This is a genomic window from Flavobacterium okayamense (assembly GCF_019702945.1).
In the GTDB taxonomy this organism is placed as follows: domain Bacteria; phylum Bacteroidota; class Bacteroidia; order Flavobacteriales; family Flavobacteriaceae; genus Flavobacterium; species Flavobacterium okayamense.
Genome location: NZ_AP024749.1, coordinates 996733 through 1016670, shown reverse-complemented (window position 1 = coordinate 1016670; position 19938 = coordinate 996733). Strand labels below are relative to the sequence as shown.

The 19938-nt window shown below is 31.4% G+C and carries 20 protein-coding genes; 8 read left to right on the top strand and 12 right to left on the bottom strand.

Translation table 11 applies throughout. The annotated features are described in order from the left end of the window. Positions 1–80 precede the first annotated feature (80 nt). Positions 81–1061 carry a LuxE/PaaK family acyltransferase gene (locus tag KK2020170_RS04650; RefSeq protein WP_221259647.1) on the top strand — a complete coding sequence of 327 codons (981 nt, stop codon included), beginning with the start codon at positions 81–83 and terminating at the stop codon, positions 1059–1061. A 29-nt stretch (positions 1062–1090) separates the two neighbouring features. Here the strand turns inward: KK2020170_RS04650 and tyrS are convergent, their stop codons facing one another. Beyond that, the gene (tyrS, locus tag KK2020170_RS04645; RefSeq protein WP_221259646.1) at positions 1091–2395 is read right to left on the bottom strand and encodes a tyrosine--tRNA ligase; all 1305 of its coding nucleotides are present in this window, start codon (positions 2393–2395) and stop codon (positions 1091–1093) included. Positions 2396–2475: 80 nt separating this feature from the next. Between tyrS and KK2020170_RS04640 the strand changes: the two genes are divergently transcribed. Then, on the top strand, positions 2476–3468 hold the full coding sequence (locus KK2020170_RS04640) for an NAD-dependent epimerase/dehydratase family protein (RefSeq protein ID WP_221259645.1): 993 nt from the start codon (positions 2476–2478) through the stop codon (positions 3466–3468). Positions 3469–3474: 6 nt separating this feature from the next. Here the strand turns inward: KK2020170_RS04640 and KK2020170_RS04635 are convergent, their stop codons facing one another. The 3 genes from KK2020170_RS04635 to KK2020170_RS04625 are packed head-to-tail and all read right to left on the bottom strand — an operon-like array spanning position 3475 to position 5934. After that, positions 3475–3864, bottom strand: coding sequence for a DUF4296 domain-containing protein (locus tag KK2020170_RS04635; protein ID WP_221259644.1), 390 nt, complete (start codon positions 3862–3864; stop codon positions 3475–3477). Positions 3865–3867: 3 nt separating this feature from the next. After that, a complete protein-coding gene (locus KK2020170_RS04630) occupies positions 3868–5208 on the bottom strand; it encodes a dihydroorotase (protein ID WP_221259643.1) in 1341 nt (446 codons plus the stop codon). A 3-nt stretch (positions 5209–5211) separates the two neighbouring features. Further along, positions 5212–5934 carry a polyprenol monophosphomannose synthase gene (locus tag KK2020170_RS04625; RefSeq protein ID WP_221259642.1) on the bottom strand — a complete coding sequence of 241 codons (723 nt, stop codon included), beginning with the start codon at positions 5932–5934 and terminating at the stop codon, positions 5212–5214. A gap of 105 nt (positions 5935–6039) precedes the next feature. Here KK2020170_RS04625 and KK2020170_RS04620 point away from each other — a divergent pair, with 105 nt between their 5' ends. Together KK2020170_RS04620 and KK2020170_RS04615 are read left to right on the top strand one after the other, a co-directional pair. Then, entirely contained in the window at positions 6040–6702 is a 663-nt protein-coding gene (locus KK2020170_RS04620) for a DUF4271 domain-containing protein (protein ID WP_221259641.1), read from the top strand. Between the two features lie 18 nt (positions 6703–6720). Continuing rightward, complete coding sequence (locus KK2020170_RS04615) at positions 6721–7470, top strand: uroporphyrinogen-III synthase (protein WP_221259988.1); 750 nt, start codon at positions 6721–6723, stop codon at positions 7468–7470. Between the two features lie 72 nt (positions 7471–7542). On the opposite strand, the gene pckA is transcribed toward KK2020170_RS04615, so the two are convergent. Together pckA and KK2020170_RS04605 are read right to left on the bottom strand one after the other, a co-directional pair. Next, a complete protein-coding gene (gene pckA, locus KK2020170_RS04610) occupies positions 7543–9168 on the bottom strand; it encodes a phosphoenolpyruvate carboxykinase (ATP) (RefSeq protein ID WP_221259640.1) in 1626 nt (541 codons plus the stop codon). Positions 9169–9235: 67 nt separating this feature from the next. Then, positions 9236–9625 (bottom strand): DUF423 domain-containing protein, encoded by a 390-nt coding sequence (locus tag KK2020170_RS04605; protein ID WP_221259639.1) that lies wholly within the window; start codon positions 9623–9625, stop codon positions 9236–9238. 120 nt (positions 9626–9745) lie between these two features. Between KK2020170_RS04605 and KK2020170_RS04600 the strand changes: the two genes are divergently transcribed. Together KK2020170_RS04600 and KK2020170_RS04595 are read left to right on the top strand one after the other, a co-directional pair. Beyond that, positions 9746–11113, top strand: a complete 1368-nt coding sequence (locus KK2020170_RS04600) for a saccharopine dehydrogenase family protein (protein ID WP_221259638.1) — start codon at positions 9746–9748, stop codon at positions 11111–11113. A 203-nt stretch (positions 11114–11316) separates the two neighbouring features. Then, on the top strand, positions 11317–11787 hold the full coding sequence (locus KK2020170_RS04595) for an Lrp/AsnC family transcriptional regulator (protein ID WP_221259637.1): 471 nt from the start codon (positions 11317–11319) through the stop codon (positions 11785–11787). 95 nt (positions 11788–11882) lie between these two features. Here the strand turns inward: KK2020170_RS04595 and KK2020170_RS04590 are convergent, their stop codons facing one another. The 5 genes from KK2020170_RS04590 to KK2020170_RS04570 form a co-directional block, all read right to left on the bottom strand. Next, positions 11883–12563: a zinc metallopeptidase gene (locus tag KK2020170_RS04590; protein WP_221259636.1), complete on the bottom strand. Its 681-nt coding sequence runs from the start codon at positions 12561–12563 to the stop codon at positions 11883–11885. 83 nt (positions 12564–12646) lie between these two features. Next, on the bottom strand, positions 12647–12832 hold the full coding sequence (locus KK2020170_RS04585) for a hypothetical protein (RefSeq protein ID WP_221259635.1): 186 nt from the start codon (positions 12830–12832) through the stop codon (positions 12647–12649). Positions 12833–12834: 2 nt separating this feature from the next. Further along, positions 12835–13251, bottom strand: a complete 417-nt coding sequence (locus KK2020170_RS04580; protein WP_221259634.1) for an SPFH domain-containing protein — start codon at positions 13249–13251, stop codon at positions 12835–12837. Between the two features lie 104 nt (positions 13252–13355). Further along, on the bottom strand, positions 13356–13973 hold the full coding sequence (locus KK2020170_RS04575) for a hypothetical protein (RefSeq protein WP_221259633.1): 618 nt from the start codon (positions 13971–13973) through the stop codon (positions 13356–13358). A 270-nt stretch (positions 13974–14243) separates the two neighbouring features. Beyond that, positions 14244–17240, bottom strand: a complete 2997-nt coding sequence (locus tag KK2020170_RS04570) for a leucine--tRNA ligase (protein ID WP_221259632.1) — start codon at positions 17238–17240, stop codon at positions 14244–14246. Positions 17241–17391: 151 nt separating this feature from the next. On the opposite strand from KK2020170_RS04570, the gene KK2020170_RS04565 reads away from it, so the two are divergent. Beyond that, a complete protein-coding gene (locus KK2020170_RS04565; protein ID WP_221259631.1) occupies positions 17392–18267 on the top strand; it encodes a cell division protein FtsX in 876 nt (291 codons plus the stop codon). 1 nt (position 18268) lies between these two features. Next, the gene (locus KK2020170_RS04560) at positions 18269–18505 is read left to right on the top strand and encodes a DUF3098 domain-containing protein (protein ID WP_221259630.1); all 237 of its coding nucleotides are present in this window, start codon (positions 18269–18271) and stop codon (positions 18503–18505) included. Positions 18506–18785: 280 nt separating this feature from the next. Here KK2020170_RS04560 and KK2020170_RS04555 read toward each other — a convergent pair whose 3' ends face one another. Beyond that, positions 18786–19904 carry a tail fiber domain-containing protein gene (locus tag KK2020170_RS04555; RefSeq protein ID WP_221259629.1) on the bottom strand — a complete coding sequence of 373 codons (1119 nt, stop codon included), beginning with the start codon at positions 19902–19904 and terminating at the stop codon, positions 18786–18788. Between the last annotated feature and the right edge of the window lie 34 nt (positions 19905–19938).

Genomic DNA, 19938 nt, shown 5'->3' with positions numbered 1-19938 from the left:
CAACAATTGTTGGTGCTTTTTTATTTTATAGCTTTGCAAGATGAACACCGTTAAAGTCCACTCTATGGGACAGCTATTAAATGATTGATTCAATAGACATATTCTCTATTTCTGGTAAAAAAGATTTTGAAAAAATTACCATGAAAGTTTTTCGTTACCAATTCGAAAACAATTTGGTATATCAAGAGTTTTGTAACCTTATAAAGCGAAATCCATCAAATGTTAAATCTATATTAGATATTCCCTTTTTACCCATTCAATTTTTCAAAAGTCACGATGTTTTAAGTTCAACAGAAGCGATTCAACAAACATTTACAAGTAGCGGAACTACTGGTATGCAAACCAGTAAACACCTAGTAACGGATGTTTCAATGTATGAAACAAGTTATAGAAAAGGTTTTTCTGAGTTTTATGGAACTATTGAAAACTATTGTGTTTTGGCTTTACTTCCTTCCTATTTAGAGCGAGAAGGCTCTTCTTTAATTTATATGGTGGAAGATTTAATTGAATCGAGTAATCATCCTGATTCAGGATTTTATCTTCATAATTATGACGCATTAATTCAAAAATTAGAAGAATTAGATAATTCAGGACAAAATGTACTTTTAATTGGCGTTACCTATGCGTTGTTAGATTTAGTTGAACAACATCAATTTAATCTAAAAAATACCATTATTATGGAAACAGGCGGCATGAAAGGCAAACGTAAAGAAATGATTCGCGAAGAACTTCATGAAATTCTTTGTAAAGGCTTTGGTGTTCCAACCATTCATTCGGAATATGGTATGACAGAACTTTTGTCGCAAGCGTATTCATTAGGAAATGGCATTTTTGAATATCCACCTTGGATGCAAATCTTAATTCGTGATACAGAAGATGCTTTAACATTATTACCAGAAGGTAAAAATGGTGGAATTAATGTAATTGATTTGGCCAATATTAATTCGTGTAGTTTTATTGCTACTCAAGATTTGGGAAAAAAATATCCCAACCATTCATTCGAAGTGTTGGGACGTTTTGATAATTCTGATATTAGAGGATGTAACCTAATGGTTTTGTAGTTCTCGACTCCGCTCGAACTGACAAAAAATTACTTTACTCTAATAACGTAATAATTTTTCTTTCCTTTTTGAAGTAATAAAAACTGATTATTAATTAAATCTTCTTTAGTAATAATTCTGTCTTCTTTTACCTTTTCTTTGTTTAAAGAAATTGCATTTTGTTTCAATTCGCGTCTAGCTTCTCCATTTGAAGCCAAGAAATTTGTTTTCGCCGCCATAGCCGCAATCATATCTAAGCCTTCTTCAATATCAGTCATTGATAATTCTGCCATTGGAACACCATCAAAAACTTCTAAAAATGTTTTTTCATTCAATTTTTGTAAACCCTCAATTGAGTTACTAAACAAAGCTTCTGAAGCTGCAATAGCATTTTCTAATTCTTCTTTAGAATGCACTAAAGTAGTAACTTCTTCTGCCAAACGTTTTTGTAATACGCGTAAATGAGGCGCTTGTTTATGTTCTTCAATTAAAGCATCAATAGTTTCTTTATCTAAAAACGTAAAAATTTTGATGTATTTTTCAGCATCTTCATCTGTAGTGTTCAACCAAAATTGGTAAAACTTATAAACCGAAGTTTTATCAGCATCTAACCAAACATTTCCCCCTTCGGTTTTACCAAATTTAGAACCATCTGCTTTTGTTATTAAAGGAGTTGTTAGCGCAAACGCTTTTCCTCTTTCTTCATTATCAACATTCATTCTTCTGATTAACTCAGTTCCTGTTGTAATGTTTCCCCATTGATCGCTTCCACCCATTTGCAACAAACAATTGTATTCTTTATTTAAATGGTAAAAATCGTACCCTTGAATTAATTGGTATGTAAATTCAGTAAAGCTCATTCCAACTCCAGAATCGCTGCTTAAACGCTTTTTAACCGAATCTTTACTCATCATATAGTTTACCGTAATACGTTTACCAATATCACGAGCAAAATCGATAAAAGAAAAGGTTTTCATCCAATCGTAGTTATTTACTAAAATAGGAGCATTAGTATCTTTAGCATCAAAATCTAAAAAACGAGATAAAACACGTTTAATTCCTTCCACGTTTTTATTTAAAGTAGCTTCGTCTAATAAATTACGCTCGTCTGATTTTCCAGAAGGGTCACCAATCATTCCTGTTGCACCTCCAACCAAAGCAATTGCCTTATGCCCTGCTCTGCGTAAATGCATCAACAAAATAATTTGAACCATACTTCCTATATGTAAAGAATCAGCAGTTGGGTCAAACCCAATATAGACTGTTGTTGCTTCTTTAACCAATTGCTCTTCAGTTCCTGGCATCATATCGTGAAACAAACCTCTCCAACGTAATTCTTCTACTAAATTTTTCATTTGTCTAAATTATTTCCGCAAAGATAGTTTTTACAATAAAAGTTTGAAAGTATCTATAAAAGTTTTCCTATTTTTACCTTATGATTTTAGTTACTGGCGCGACCGGACTTGTTGGTTCTCACTTAATCGTTAAACTGCTTCAAGAAAAAGAGGAGGTAAAAGCTATTTTTCGTGATAAGAAAAGTTTTACTGCCGTAGAAAATATATTCCGTTTTTATAATGCTGATAATCTTTTTGAAAAAATTAATTGGATAAAAGCCGATATAACTGATATTCCAAGTTTAGAAGAAGCTTTTAAAGGCGTGACGAAAGTTTATCATTGTGCCGCTTTTATTTCATTTGATCCAAAAGATGAGGATGAGTTAATGAAAGTAAATCTTGAAGGAACAGCCAATATTGTAAATTGCTGTTTAGACTTTAACATTGAGAAATTGTGTTATGTTAGTTCTGTAGCTGCTCTAGGCGACCCTTTAGATACACAAATTATTATAAACGAAGAAACTGAATATAATCCTGAAAAACTTCATAGCGAATACTCAATATCTAAATATGCTGCCGAAATGGAAGTTTGGCGTGGATTTCAAGAAGGTTTAAAAGTTGTAATAGTAAATCCTGGAGTAATTTTTGGGTATGGTTTTCCTTATAATGGAAGTAGTACCTTTATTAAAGCCATAAAAAAAGGAAATCCATTTTATACAAAAGGAAAATTTGGAATTATTGCAGTTGAAGACGTAGTAAATTGTATGATTACTTTAATGAAACACAATATAAACGGCGAACGATTTACATTAGTTGCCGAAAACCCAACTTATGAAAAGATTTTAAATTTAGTTGCTGAAACTTTAAAAGTTAAAAAACCATTTATTTATGCTAGTAAAAGTTTTCTATCCTTTGCTTGGCGATTTGACTGGTTTTTGAGTTTAATTATGAGAAAAAAACGAATTCTAACCAAAGCCACGTCAAAAGCATTACATTCAACAAAAGAATTTGATAATACTAAAATTAAAGAAACCTTAAATTATCATTTCATTGAAATAGATGACTATTTAAAAAAACTATTGAAGAGTTTTTAAAATCGATTATGGAGCTCTTTTTACTTCAGTTTCCTTTGTCTCAACTTTTTTTTCTGATTTAGATAGAGAATCTGCAATTGTTTCTTCATTCTTAATTTTCTCTGAAAGCTCTTTGTACATCTTGTTGAAATCCTCAACATCCGATGCATAAAATCGTTGATTTTGATGAAGTGTTAAACTATCTATTCCATATTTTTCATAAATATATTTTTCAACCTCAACATTTTGATTAACAATATCTGGTTTAAAACTAACTGATGCTTGCAAAACAGAGATGTCGTACAAAATATCAATCATTGTTTCTTTATTAATTAATCGATCTGGTTTTTCTACCGGTTTTTCATTACAAGAAACCAAAACAAAAATTGATAATAACAAAAATATATAACCTTTCATATTTTATCTTTCAAAAAGTAATCTTTTTCCAGCTTTTACATCTTTAACTTTTCCATTCGTAAAAGCTAAATGTCCATTAACAAAAGTATGTAATACACGAGATTTAAAATTTGTTCCTTCAAAAGGTGACCAACCACATTTGTACAAAATGTTCTCTTTTTTAACAACCCAAGGTTGGTGAGAATTAACAATTACCAAATCAGCATAAAAACCTTCTTTTATAAATCCTCTTTTCTCAATTTTAAAAATTTTTGCTGGATTATGACACATCTTCTCAACAATTTTTTCGACAGAAATTTTACCTTTTAATTGTGCTTCAAACATCGCAACCAAAGCATGTTGAACTAATGGCCCACCAGAAGGACATGAAGTGTAAGAATTCATTTTTTCTTCTAATGTATGAGGCGCATGATCCGTTGCTATAACGTCAATTCTATCATCTAATAAAGCCTCCCACAATGCCTCTCTATCTTCAGCAGTTTTTACCGCTGGATTCCATTTTATTAAACTCCCTTTTGTTTCATAATCTTCATTAGAAAACCATAAGTGATGTATACAAACTTCTGCAGTGATTTGCTTTTCCTCTAATGGAATTTTATTTGTAAAAAGTTCCATTTCTTTAGCAGTAGACAAATGAAAAACATGTAATCTTGCCCCAGTCTTCTTTGCTAATTCAATAGCTTTAGAAGAAGATTTATAGCAAGCTTCAGCACTTCTAATTAAATGATGTACTTTAACTGGAATATCATCACCATATTCTTCTTTATATTTCTCTAAGTTAGCTTTTATAGTCGCTTCGTCTTCACAATGAACTGCTATTAACATCTTTGTTGATGAGAAGATTTTTTCTAAAGTGTCTTGATCATCAACCAACATATTTCCAGTTGAAGAACCTAAAAACAGTTTAATTCCAGCAACATTTCTTGGATTTGTTTTTAAAACTTCCTCTAAATTATCGTTTGTACCTCCCATCATAAATGAGTAATTGGCATACGATGTTTGTGATGCAATTTCGTATTTCTGCTCTAATAGTTCCTGAGTAACAGCATTTGGCACAGTATTAGGTTGCTCAATAAACGAAGTAATACCGCCGGCAATTGCTGCTCTACTTTCTGTTTCAATATTACCTTTATGAGTCAATCCAGGCTCTCTAAAATGCACTTGATCATCAATTACTCCCGGAATTAAATAATTTCCTTCTGCATCAATGATAATACAATCAGAAGATTTCGGGCTAATTTTTTCAGAAATCTCTTTAATGAATTCGTTTTCAATTAAAACATCTCCTTCAAAAATTTCTCCTTCATTTACAATTTTTGCATTCTTTATTAAAAAAGTGCTCATCTCTTATAGTTGGTTAAATAGACTTTTAATTCGTAACAAAATTACACCAAAAACTGCTTCTCTAATAATTGCTCCACTCATTTTTGATTGCCCTTTTGTTCTATCTGTAAAAATAATAGGTACTTCAACAATGTTAAATTGTTTTACAAAGGCTCTATATTTCATTTCAATTTGAAACGCATAACCTACAAATTTTATTTTGTCTAGGTTTATTGTTTCCAAAACTTTTCTTTTATAACATTTAAATCCAGCTGTTGCATCATGAATTTTCATACCTGTAATTAACCTTACATACACCGAAGCAAAATATGACAACAAAACTCTTGAAAGAGGCCAATTTACTACATTAACTCCCGTTGAATATCGTGAACCAATTGCTAAATCTGCACCATCTTCGCAGGCTTGTTGTAAGTGTACCAAATCGTTTGGATTGTGTGAAAAATCAGCATCCATTTCAAAAATATAATCAAACTCTTTAGCTATTGCCCATTTAAAACCATGTACATAAGCTGTTCCAAGACCTGATTTTTTCTTTCTAATTTCTAAAAACAATTGATCGGGGAATTGAGCTTGTAATTCTAAAACTTTATCAGCTGTACCATCAGGAGAATTATCATCTACCACAAGTATACTAAATGGTTTAGGCAACGCGAAAACAGTTTGAATGATATCTTCTATGTTTTCGATTTCATTATAAGTAGGTATAATAACAATGCTTTTCGCCACTCGTACAATGGATTTAATTGCAAAAATAATGTATTATTAGATAAAAACTCTTAATAAAGTTATAATAATCTTTATGAAGGTATTTTTTGTACTTTTGCTGTAAGTATGGAATTAAATTTTCAAGAAAGACTTCCTTTAATCCAAGATTGGGCAACTATTTTGTTTGCCATAGCTTTTATCTTGATAGCTGTAAACCGAAACATTTTTACATCTCGTTTTTACGAATTTAGCAACTTGGCATTCTCTGACAAATATGTAAAAATTTACAAAGACAGTAGCAACATGTCGAATAGTTTTACAATTACTATGTTTATTGTTCAGTTAATTTCTTTCTCTTTTTTCATCCATCTTCTAATAAGTTCGGTTCAAAATCGAGATAAAACAGAAATGATATTATTTATTCAAGTTTTTACGTTTTTGTCGGTTTTTATTCTATCCAAATATTTAATTGAAAAAATAATCTCTGTCACCTTTCACATAGAAGATTTTACCGAACAATTTAATCTTTTTAAAGTAAGTTATAGAACCTATTTTGGTTTTATATTATTACCAATTAACATGGTGCTGTATTATAATAATATTGTAAACGAGTGGATTTACTTAAGTATAGCTATAATTCTCTTTGCGTTAAATCTTATTACATACTCGATAACATTAAGAAATTATCAAAATTTACTTCTTCGTAAAATATTTTATTTTATTTTATATCTTTGCACCCTTGAAATAGCACCCTATTATTTTATATATTATTGGGTTACAAAAAATTAGATTACATATATGTCAAACTTGAAAGTGAAAACAATTTTGGTTTCACAACCAGAGCCTAAAGTAGAGAATTCGCCATATTTCGAATTACAAAACAAACTTAAAGTAAAAGTTGACTTTAGACCTTTTATACACGTTGAAGGTGTAAGTGCTAAAGACGTGAGAGCTCAAAAAATTGACTTAAGTAAGTTTACCGCAATTATACTAACCAGTAGAAATGCAGTTGATCACTTCTTTAGAGTAGCCGAAGAAATGCGTTATAAAGTGCCAGAAGATTTAAAGTATTTTTGTCAATCTGAAGCTGTTGCATTTTATCTACAACGTTATGTTGTTTACAGAAAACGCAAAATATATGTTGGACAAAAAGAGTTTACAGATTTAGCTCCTTTAATTAAAAAATACAAGGATGAAAAATTCTTATTACCTAATACCGACCAATTAAATGCTGATGTTCCACAAACATTAGATAAACTTGGCGTTGCTTGGACACAAGGAATTTTCTACAAAACGGTAATTAGTGATTTATCGGATTTAAAAGACGTTTATTATGATATTTTAGCGTTTTTTAGCCCAACAGGTATTCGTTCATTATTTGAAAACTTTCCTAATTTCCAACAAAACAACACTAGAATTGCTGTTTTTGGAACTACAACTCAAAAAGAAGCATTAGATAGAGGTTTACGAGTTGATATTATGGCACCAACACCAGAAACGCCATCAATGACTGGAGCTTTAGAAAAATATATCGTTGAAGCGAATAAAGGAAAATAATTTTTCTATTTATAAATAACAAAAAGGGTTTCCATTTGGAAACCCTTTTTTATGTTTAAATTTTAATAAAGTCTATAATTGAGGTCCTGCCTTAACTAAAGCCTTACCTTCTTCATTATCAGTATACTGATCAAAGTTTTTAATAAACTTAGATGCTAAATCCGTTGCTTTTTCATTCCATTTTGAAGCGTCTGTATAAGTATTTCTTGGATCTAAAATCTCATCATTTACTTCACTTAAGCTCGTTGGAACTTCAAAATTAAAGATTGGAATTACTTTAGTTTCAGCTCTTTCAATTGAACCGTCTAAAATTCTATCAATAATAGCACGAGTATCTTTAATTGAAATACGTTTTCCAGTACCGTTCCAACCTGTGTTAACCATATATGCAGTTGCATTGTGCTCTTCCATTTTCTTAACTAACTCTTCTCCATATTTGGTTGGGTGTAAAGTTAAAAACGCTTTTCCAAAACAAGCAGAGAAAGTTGGTTGTGGTTCTGTCACTCCTCTTTCTGTTCCCGCTAATTTAGCCGTAAATCCTGACAAGAAATAGTACTTCGTTTGTTCAGGTGTTAATTTTGAAACTGGCGGCATAACACCAAAAGCATCAGCTGTTAAGAAAATTACTTTAGTAGCATGTCCTGCTTTTGAAACAGGTCTAACAATATTTTCAATATGATAAATTGGATATGAAACCCTTGTGTTTTGAGTTACAGAACCATCAGTAAAATCAATTTTACCATTTTCATCAAGTGTAACATTTTCTAACAGAGCATCTTTTTTAATAGCACCATAAATATCTGGTTCGTTTTCCTTACTTAAATCAATTGTTTTTGCATAACAACCTCCTTCAAAGTTGAAAACCCCATCATTATCCCATCCATGCTCATCATCTCCAATTAATTCACGTTTTGGGTCTGTAGATAAAGTTGTTTTTCCTGTTCCAGATAATCCAAAGAAAACAGCAACATCTCCGGCGGCACCTTTATTAGCCGAACAGTGCATCGAAGCAATACCTTGCAAAGGTAAATAGTAGTTCATCATTGCGAACATACCTTTTTTCATTTCACCACCATACCAAGTACCACCAATTAATTGTATTTTTTCAGTTAAATTAAATGCTACAAATACTTCAGAATTTAACCCATGCTTAGCATAATCTTTAAACGAAGTTTTAGAAGCATTCATTACAATAAAATCTGGCTCACCAAAATTTTCTAATTCTTGCTCTGTTGGACGAATAAACATATTTGTAACAAAATGAGCTTGCCAAGCAACCTCCATAATGAAACGAACTTTTAATCGTGTATCTTCATTAGCGCCACAAAAAGCATCTACTACATATAACTTCTTGCCTGATAATTGGTTTACAGAAACCTCTTTTAAAGCATTCCATGTTTCAGTAGAAATTGGTTTGTTGTCATTAGCTGCTTTTTCTGATGTCCACCAAATTGTATCTTTCGAAGTTTCGTCTTTAACAATATATTTGTCTTTAGGCGATCGTCCCGTGAACTCTCCAGTCATTACATTTACAGCTCCAAGTTCAGACAACTGACCCTTTTCGTAACCTTGTAAATTAGAGTTTAACTCTGCATCATACAATTCGTCATAAGAAGGATTATAGACAATCTCACTTACATTTGTAATCCCGTATTTTTCTAACGAAATCGTTTTCGTATTTTGAGTGTAGTTCTCCATTTAATTTAATTGTTATGTTGTTTTTATTTAAAATGCAAAAGTATAAATAATATTTTAGATAGTATTCTTAATTGTTGTTTTTTAGTAAAAGTGAATAGACCATATATGCCCAAGAACCAATCAATAAAAACCCTCCTATTGGTGTAATTGGACCAAGAAAACGGAATTTTAAACCGCTTATTGTACTTGTGCTTAAAAAGTATATTGAACCTGAAAAAAGTACCACACCAATTAATGCCAAATAAAATATAATTGCTTTTTCTTTTAATGCAATCATGTTAGTATTTGCTACGAACAATAAAAATAATGCATGATACATTTGATAGCGAACACCTGTTTCAAATGAAGTTAATTGTTCTGGCTGTAAAACTTTTTTTAAGGCATGTGCACCGAATGCTCCAAGTATTATTGATATCATTCCTAGTATAAGAGCTATAACAATTATCTTTTTTTCCATAGTTTATTTTATTGTAGCAAAGATAACATTTTTAGAAATGTTAAATTATGATAATAATCAGATATTTCTTTTTCTAAAAATAACAATTACCTATCTTCGTGTGATTTTTAATTTGCCAGAATGAGAAACATTTTAGTCATTGGAGCTGGTCGTTCCGCTTCATCATTAATACAATACTTGTTAACCAAATCTGAACAAGAAAATTTAATTATAACAATTGGTGATTTATCGCTAGAGTTAGCAGAAAAAAAAGCAAAAAAGCACCCAAATGCTCGTCCAATTGCATTCGATATATTTAATAGTTTTCAAAGACAAGAAGAAATACAAAAAGCAGACATTGTTATATCAATGTTACCTGCACATATGCATATTGAAGTCGCAAAAGACTGTTTAACTTTTGGTAAGCACATGGTAACGGCTTCATACATAAGTTCTCAAATGCAAGAATTAGATAAAGAAGCTAAAGAAAAAGGTGTTATTCTAATGAATGAGATTGGATTAGATCCCGGAATTGACCACATGAGTGCTATGAAAATTTTAGATGAGATAAGAGCAAAAGGTGGAAATGTTCTTTTATTCGAATCGTTTTGCGGAGGACTTGTTGCACCTGAGAGCGATAACAATCTTTGGAATTATAAATTTACTTGGAATCCAAGAAATGTAGTTTTGGCAGGCCAAGGTGGGGCTGCAAAATTTATTCAAGAAGGCACATATAAATATATTCCTTATAACAAATTATTTAGAAGAACTGAATTTTTAGAGGTAGAAGATTATGGACGATTTGAGGCTTATGCCAATCGAGACTCTTTAAAATATAGAAGTGTTTATGGTTTAGATGATGCTTTAACCGTTTATCGAGGTACCATAAGACGTGTAGGCTATTCACGCGCTTGGGATATTTTGGTTCAATTAGGAATGACAGACGATTCGTATACTATTGAAGATTCTGAAAACATGACTTACAGAGAGTTTACAAATTCTTTCCTTCCATATCATCCTACTGATACTGTTGAAATAAAATTACGTCATGCACAAAAGATAGATCAGGACGATATTATTTGGGATAAACTTTTAGAATTAGATTTATTTAGTAAAAAGAAAGTTGAACTGAAAAATGCAACTCCAGCACAAATTTTAGAAAAAATACTTTCAGAAAAATGGAAGCTAGAACCAAATGACAAAGATATGATTGTAATGTATCACAAATTTGGTTATGAATTAAATGGAGAAAAACATCAAATTGATTCAACTATGGTTTGTATTGGAGATGATCAAGTAAACACCGCAATGTCTAAAACTGTTGGTCTACCAGCAGCAATGGCAACCCTTCGAATTTTAAAAGGTGAAATTAAAACTCCAGGAGTTCAATTACCTATTTCGAAAGAAGTGTATACTCCTATTTTAAATGAACTTGAAGAATACGGAATTATTTTTAAAGAAATTGATGTTCCCTACTTGGGTTACAACCCAAACAATATAAGTAGTTAATTTTTTAATAGAAAAACTAGATTTAATTCCCAATTTTAATAGAATTGGGAATTTTTGTTTTAATTTTAAACCAAAATCAAACACATTGCTTTCATATGAAAATAAACCAACTTCAAATAGAAATTGATGATTTGATATTAAGAGGAGAATGTCCACTGGACATTCGGTAATTATTTACATTTTTAATCCAGTATAATAATCTTATGAAAATTAACCAACTTCAAATAGAAATTGATGGTATCGACAAAGAAATTCTTCGCGATTTAATGGAAGACGCTAGAAAGCCTATTTTACAAATCGCAAACAAAATTGGGATTTCTGGAGCTGCAATTCATCAAAGATTACGAAAACTAGAACAAGCTGGTGTAATTTCAGGTTCTAAATTTGTAGTTGACACAAAAGTTTTAGGTTATAGTACAATGGCATTTGTAGGGATTTATCTCGATAAAGCAATGAGTAATCCTGAGGCAGTTCGAGAACTTAGAAAAATTCCAGAAGTTTTAGAATGCCATTATACCACAGGTAACTGGAGCATTTTGATAAAAGTTATCTGTAAAGACAACGAACACTTAATGCAATTATTGAACAAAAAAATCCAACAAATAGAAGGTGTTTCCCGAACTGAAACATTTATATCCTTAGACCAACAAATTGAAAGACAGATACAATTATAAATTGAAATTGTGATTAGAATTCAGATGTGCAAATTTCAAAAACCCCCAATTTCAAAAGAAATTGAGGTTTTAATATTTTTTAAATAAACTACTACTTATCTTCTGTTCATATAAATCATAATGTAATATAACAGCGTTCCAATAGAACCAATTGCAGCCACTACATATGTTCTAGCAGCCCATTTTAGCGCATCTTTCGCCCCATTATGCTCCTGTTGAGTTAACATTCTTTTGTTTTCTAACCAAGCTAACGCTCTATTACTAGCATCATATTCAACTGGTAAGGTAATTATAGAAAACAATGTAGTTGCGGAAAAAACTACAATTCCAACTAATAATAATTGAGGAAATGTATTAATTAATAAAATTCCTGCTAACAAAATCCATTGCACAAAACTAGAAGCTACCTGCACAACTGGTACTAGTTTTGAACGCATAGTTAACCAACTGTAAGCTTGTGCATGTTGCACAGCGTGCCCAACCTCATGCGCCGCTACAGCAGCAGCAGCAGCGTTTCTTTGGTTATAAACTGCCTCTGACAAATTCACAGTCTTATCACTAGGATTGTAATGATCTGTTAAACGACCGGGCGTTGAAATCACTTTTACATCATAAATTCCATTATCGTGTAACATTTTTTCTGCAATTTCTGCGCCACTCATACCATTTTGTAAATGCAATTTTGAATAATGTTCAAATTTAGATTTAAGCCTATTACTCACTAACCAACTAGCCAACATAATAGCTCCTGCTAATATCATATAACTCATTCCCATATTTTTTACTTTTATTTTTTAAAGATAATCAAATTTTGAACCAAAGTTTCTTTATAAATTGTTAATGTCAATTTGGCATTTTTTTATCTACATAGCGTAATAAAAGCAATTAGCTCCATACTTTCATAATACGCAAAAGAAACACTAACAACTTCATATCCTTCGTTAGCTTTACGATTAAGAAATTGCTCGACTTCCTTAGTAAGTTCTTCTTTCATGCTTTTAAAGCCAGAACTTTTCTTTAAAGTATGTATTTCATATTTTTTCATGCTTATTGCGCTGAATTTGTTGCTTTTTTACTAACATCCATTACAGGTACCATTCCGTTTGAAGGTATATAAATAATTTGAGGCAAATCCCCTTTATCGGCAAGTTTCTCTAAAGTTCTAATGAATAAGTATTGATTGTAGGTCTCGGTCAAGGTTCCGTTTTCTAATTTCATAGCTTCAGCCATACCTTTTGCTCTTTCAATCTCCGCTTGTGCATTTAATTTTTCAGCTTCTAATTTTGCTTTTGCTTCTTCTACTAAAATTCTACGATTTTGTTCCGCTTTTGCCATTTCAGCTTTTCCTGCCATTTCTTGTTGCCAAACATTATATCTAGGTAACCCAAACATTAAAGCAAATATTAGGACTACCACAAACATCATTACTCCAAAAATTAGTTTTCCAGCGTTTCTTTTTTCCATTTTTAATATGTTTTTAGTTTATTTATTATACGCAATTTTTAAAAAAAGTTACACTTTGAATTAATAACATAAAAAAAGCCTTCAATTTGAAGGCTTTGGCAATTTTAAGAAGCATTTCTTAAACCATCGGTCTTTTTCATTTCATCATATAGCTTTCGCTTTAAGTCTTGCTCTCGTTGTATACAAACTCTCCTAAAAGACTCGTATTCATCTTCTAGGTCTTTTAATATGGATTTCGAACTTGTTGTAATCTCATTAGCTCTTTGGTATTTTAAAAACAAAATTCCTGAAAAAGCTATTGAACCTAAAACTAATAACCACATAATTATTGAATATGTTGCTTTATTAACTTTAAAACCAAGAAAACTAATACTTTCTGTACTCCCTAACAAACTTTCATTAGCTGTTTGTAACTTAGAGAGTTGGTTCTCGAGTGATTTAATAGCTTGGTCTTTTTGTTGCAATTGACTAACTACTTGTTGTTTAGAACGCTGTTCTTGCACTAAATAACTTCCTAAATTTTCTTGAAAACCGTTAATCCTTTCTTTGTCTATTACTTTGTAATTTTGGTACGAGGAAGAATTTTCCATGAGTGCCAAAAAGTTTTTCATTAATTTCTGATTTTGTTCAGAAACTGGGTTACCATTTTGTGCTTGCACAAAAACAAAGCTAAAACACATTAAAACTAATGCTAAGACTGAAGTTGTAGTTTTGTTCTTCATAGTTTAATTGATTTGGGGATTAATGAAACTAGTAGAATTTTTCTTATAATTGTAACCAATTGATTTTTAAATATATAAATAATTAAAATCACTTACCAAATTTTATTGCATAAAAATTAAAAAATTAACATTTAATACATTTTTTCTGTACGAAATTATATATTACTAGTCATTTTATGTTGTAAAAATTCGCTTTTAATTGAAAAATGTTAAATAAAAAAAGTGTCGATAATTTCTTATCGACACTTTTATATAATGTAATTTAAAAATTTACCCTACTATATTAATAATCTTTCCAGGTACAATTATTACATTTTTAGGAGTTCTTCCTTGCAATTGTGCTTGTGTTCTTTCATCTTCCATTACAATCTCTTCAATTTGTTCTTTTGACAAATCTAAAGGCAATTCAATTTTAAAACGCATTTTTCCATTAAATGAAACCGGATATTCTTTTGCACTTTCCACTAAGTGACTGGCTTCAAATTTAGGGAATGGAACTTTTGCAATCGAACCTTCATAACCTAAAGCACTCCATAATTCTTCTGCAATATGTGGCGCATAAGGAGCAACAATAATTGCTAAAGGTTCTAAAATAGCTCTGTGGTGACATTTTTGTTGTGCCAACTCATTCACACAAATCATAAACTGAGAAACCGAAGTGTTAAATGAGAAATTCTCGATATCTTCTGTTACTTTCTTAATTGTTTTGTGTAACGATTTGTACATGTCTTTTGTAGGCTCTTCGTTGGTTACAATAAAACCATTATCGTCAAAATACAAACGCCATAATTTTTTTAAGAAACCATAAACACCAGTAATACCAGCCGTATTCCAAGGTTTTGCTTGCTCTAATGGCCCTAAGAACATTTCATACAAACGTAAAGTATCGGCACCATATTCTTCACAAATATCATCTGGATTGACTACGTTGTATTTCGATTTTGACATTTTTTCAACTTCTCTATAAACAGAAAGAACTTTAATTTCATCACCTTCAATAATTACATTTCCATCATAATAAGAAGAATTTAAAATATCAATTTTATATCTATTATTCTTATCTAATTCTTCAACAACAATTTCATTTTTCAAATTAACATAGTTAACATCAATTGGTGTTTTATAACAAATGAAGTTAAAAGGTAATCCATTTAAATCTTGGTTAAATTCAACTTGTGAATTCATTCTTTCTTCAAGAAAATCAGCTAACTGCTTCGGCAATAAACTTATTGAACCTCCATTTATTATTTCAGAATATAATTCTTTTGAAATAATGACTTGAGTTTGACCGCTTTTCTCACCAAATCTTGTTTGTAAAATAAAAAGAAAGGCACTTTCACCCAAAATCATCCCTTGATTAATCAATTTTTGGAATGGTTCTTCTGTTGGTGCAATACCTCTATCTTTCAAGAATTTGTTCCAAAAACGAGAATACAATAAATGTCCTGTTGCGTGTTCGCTTCCTCCAATATATAAATCTACATTTTGCCAATAATTTAAAGCTTCTTCGCTTGCAAAATCTTCCGTATTGTTAGCATCCATATAACGCATCCAATACCAAGAACTTCCTGCCCAACCTGGCATAGTGTTTAGTTCAAGTGGAAACACGGTTTTGTTCTCGACTGCGCTCGAACTGACAACCGTATTTGTTTTAGTATCCCAAGCCCAAACGGTTGCGTTTCCTAATGGTGGCTGACCGTCTTCTGTTGGTAAATATTTTTCCACTTCTGGCAAAACAATTGGCAAATGTTTTTTGTCAATCATTTGTGGTAAACCATTTACGTAATACACAGGAAAAGGTTCACCCCAATATCTTTGACGAGAGAAAACCGCATCACGTAAACGATAGTTTACTTTTGCTTTTCCTGCACCTATATTTTCTAAAGCTTCAATCGCTTTTTTAGTTCCTTCTTTATAACCTAAACCATTTAAGAAATCAGAATTTACTAATTCGAAACCTTCTTTTCCAGCAAACGCTTCTTCAGAAATATCTTGATTGAAAATATTCTTAATTTCAGGCATTCCGTTAGTTCCTTTGAAGAAATTCGCAAACGCATAATCGCGTTCATCTCCACAAGGAACTGCCATTACAGCACCCGTTCCGTAACCTGCCAAAACGTAATCGCCAATCCAAATTGGAATTGGTTCTTTAGTAAATGGATGTTCCGCATAAGCGCCAGTAAATACACCTGATATAGTTTTTACATCGGCCATACGCTCTCTTTCCGAACGTTTCGCAGTTGCTTCAATATAAGCTTCAACTGCTTCTTTTTGTTCAGAAGTAGTAATTTGAGCAACTAATTCGTGCTCTGGAGCCAATGTCATAAACGTAACACCGAAAATAGTATCAGGACGTGTGGTAAAAACTTCGATAATTGCATTGCTTTCTTTAACCTTAAAAGATACAGAAGCACCAACCGATTTTCCAATCCAGTTACGTTGTGATTCTTTTAAAGATTCAGTCCAATCAATCGTTTCTAACCCTTGTAACAAACGTTCTGCGTAAGCGGAAATTCGCATCGACCATTGGGTCATTTTTTTACGAATCACAGGATGTCCGCCACGTTCTGAAACACCGTTTACGATTTCATCATTCGCTAAAACTGTACCCAAAGCCGGACACCAGTTTACTTCGGTTTCGGCTAAATAAGTTAATCTATATTGTAATAAAATTCTTTGTTGTTCTTCAGACGAAAAGGCATTCCATTCTTCAGCTGAAAATGATTTTACCTCATCATCGCAAACTGCATCTAATTGGCTATTTCCATTTTTTTCAAACTCTTGAATTAAAGTGCAAATACTTTCGGCCTTATTCGATTTGTTGTTGTACCAAGATTCGAATAATTGAATAAAAATCCATTGTGTCCATTTGTAATACTCTGGATTTGAAGTACGTACTTCTCTACTCCAATCAAATGAAAATCCGATTTTATCTAATTGCTCACGGTAACGCGCAATATTTTCTTTTGTTGTTTTTTCAGGATGTTGCCCTGTTTGAATCGCATATTGCTCTGCAGGTAATCCAAACGAATCGTAACCTTGTGGATGTAACACATTGAAACCTTGATGGCGTTTATAGCGCGCAACAATATCTGAAGCAATGTAACCTAGTGGATGCCCAACGTGTAATCCTGCTCCAGAAGGATAAGGAAACATGTCTAACACATAATATTTAGGTAACTCGCTATTGTTTTCAGCTTTAAACGTTTGGTTTTTGGCCCAATATTGTTGCCATTTGGCTTCTATTTCGTTGTGGAAATATTTCATTACTGTAAAAGTTTCAATTATTCATTATCGGTTTTAACCGAAAATTTAAGGTGCAAATTTACGTTTATTGTACGAAAACCAAAACTTTACGCGTTATATTCTGTAGTAAGGGAAATTCTTATTATTTTTACCACATAATTTAATTGTATTTATGGCTTCATCTTTTGAAAAGTATCAAAAAAGACGTTTAATTTCTTCTTATTTTTCAGTTGTTTTGAGTATTTTCTTAGTGCTTTTTTTATTAGGTGCTTTGGGATTATTTGTAATTAACTCAAAAAAAATAACGAACGATTTTAAAGAAAATATCCCGATGACGGTTTATTTTAAAAACGAAGCTAAAGACAGCGTGTTGAATGCTTTTGATACGGAGTTGAAAAATGCTCGTTTTATTAAAGAATATGCATTTGTTCATAAAGATAGCGCTGCTAAAAACAATGTAGATATTGTTGGTAAAGACTTTATGGAATTTTTAGGATTCAATCCGCTTCAAAATTCTTTCGACATTAATTTAAAAGGTGATTATGTTGTAGCTGACAGTATCAAACAAATTGAACGCGATATTAAGAAGAATGAATTTGTTTCAGATATTATCTACGATAAAGCTTTAGTAGATTTAGTAAACAACAATATTAAACGTATTAGCTTTTGGATTTTAATTATAAGTGCTTTTTTAGCAGTTATTGCAATGTTACTAATTAACAGCTCTTTACGTTTATCAATTTATTCACACCGATTTACTATTAAAACCATGCAAATGGTTGGCGCAACAAAATCATTTATTAGAAAACCTTTTATTTGGAGAAGCATAAAATTAGGTTTAATTGGTTCGGCTTTAGCGATTATTGCATTATTAGGATTGGTTTTTTATGCCGATAAATGGCTACCTAACTTAGGTATCGCTAAAGATTACCTTTCATTAGGAATTGTATTTGGTGGAGTTTTACTTGTGGGCATAATAATAACTTGGATTAGTACGTTCTTTGCAACGCAACGATTCCTTAATTTAAAAACTGACGATTTATATTAATATGAAAAACAACGATAACAACAACGAATTTTTATTCGGAAAAACCAACTATAAAATCTTAATTGTTGGAATTGTATTAATTGCTTTAGGATTTATCTTAATGAGCGGTGGTGGAAGTGACGACCCTAATGTTTTTAATGAAGAAATTTTCAATTTTAGAAGAATTCGTTTAGCTCCAACTATTGTTTTAGCAGGATTTGGTGTAGTAATTTATTCAATTTTTAAAAAAGATAAATAAAAATTATTCTTTAATTGAATTAAAAAGCGTAGGCAAAACATAAACAATAACTATTGCAATTATAAAGGCTTTAACTAAGCTTTTAAAAATAAAGTCATTATCTTGTAATAGAAAAATTATTGATAATAAGCCGGTAGATCCTAAAAACAATACCGCTCTAATTATTTGGAAATATTTCATAAAAAAAATTAATTAATCGAGCCACAAATTGTGGCTCGAATTGCCTCTACAAAGAATTAAAATCGATATTAAACAAGAGTAGAATTAGGAATGAGAGGCATTATTGTTTCTTAATAAGGGCTTTTAATTCGTCAATTTCTTTTTGTTGTTCTTTAATAGCATTGACTAAAACAGGAATTATTTCAGAATAATTAACTCCTAATTTTTCATTTTCAACACGTTTAAAAGTACCCTTCTCATCAGCTGGAACCCAACTATGTGTTTGTACTACTTCTGGAAGAATATTTAAAAGCTCTTGAGCAGAAAAACCAAGCTTTAATTCTTGTTGTTCTTGTGGAATTACCGTATTTCCTACTTTATTTTCTTTCCAATTGTATGTAATCGGATTAAGCTTTAAAACTTCTTTTAAACCATAGGAAATTGGACTTATATTCTTCTTTAATCTAATATCAGAAGTTTGAATAACTCCATTATTTGCATAAACCGAAGCCCATCTTTTTGAAGATGCTCCAAGTGAGCTACCGAAAGAACTTGTTTGATCATTTCTTGGATGAAAACCGCCTGGCGCATCAATATACAACTCACTTATTCCATCCATAATATGTTCTACAGAACCCATTTTAATTGAAGATCCGCCTATTGCTCCATCGCTTTGAAATCCTGCAACTACATCAATTGTATAATTATCTCCACCACTAGTTGTTAAATTAGTTCCATCTACGCTCGTACCTAAAAAAGCCCAACCACCAAACTCTACATAATTGTCTTTAAAACGAGTTTGCATTATTTCTCTATTTTCACCCTCAATGGTAAACTCTCCTGGATAAGTTGAACTAGAGTTTGTTCGAATGGTAAAATCATAGTTATCTAGATCTAGTGTAGTTGTTTTTACTAGTTTACCTCCAAGTTGTGCATTACTCCCAGTTAGTGTTAACCCATTATTAAATGTATAAATAGTTCCTCCTCCAAAAGGCACCCAAACACTGCCATTAAAGTACCAAAACCCAGCAGCTCCGTCTGTTTGATAAATTAACAATCCTGTTGCCGGGGAAACAACAGCAACTTTTTGACTAGCTGTTAATCGAGGTATTAATAAACCTGACGTTGTGCTATTAAGATGCAATATTGAACTTGGATGTGGACTCGTTGTGCCAATTCCAACTTGTGCAAAACTGATTTGAAACACGCAAATAACTAAGAGTAATTTTATGATTTTCATGGTTAAGTAATTTTATTTTTCAAAATAAGACATG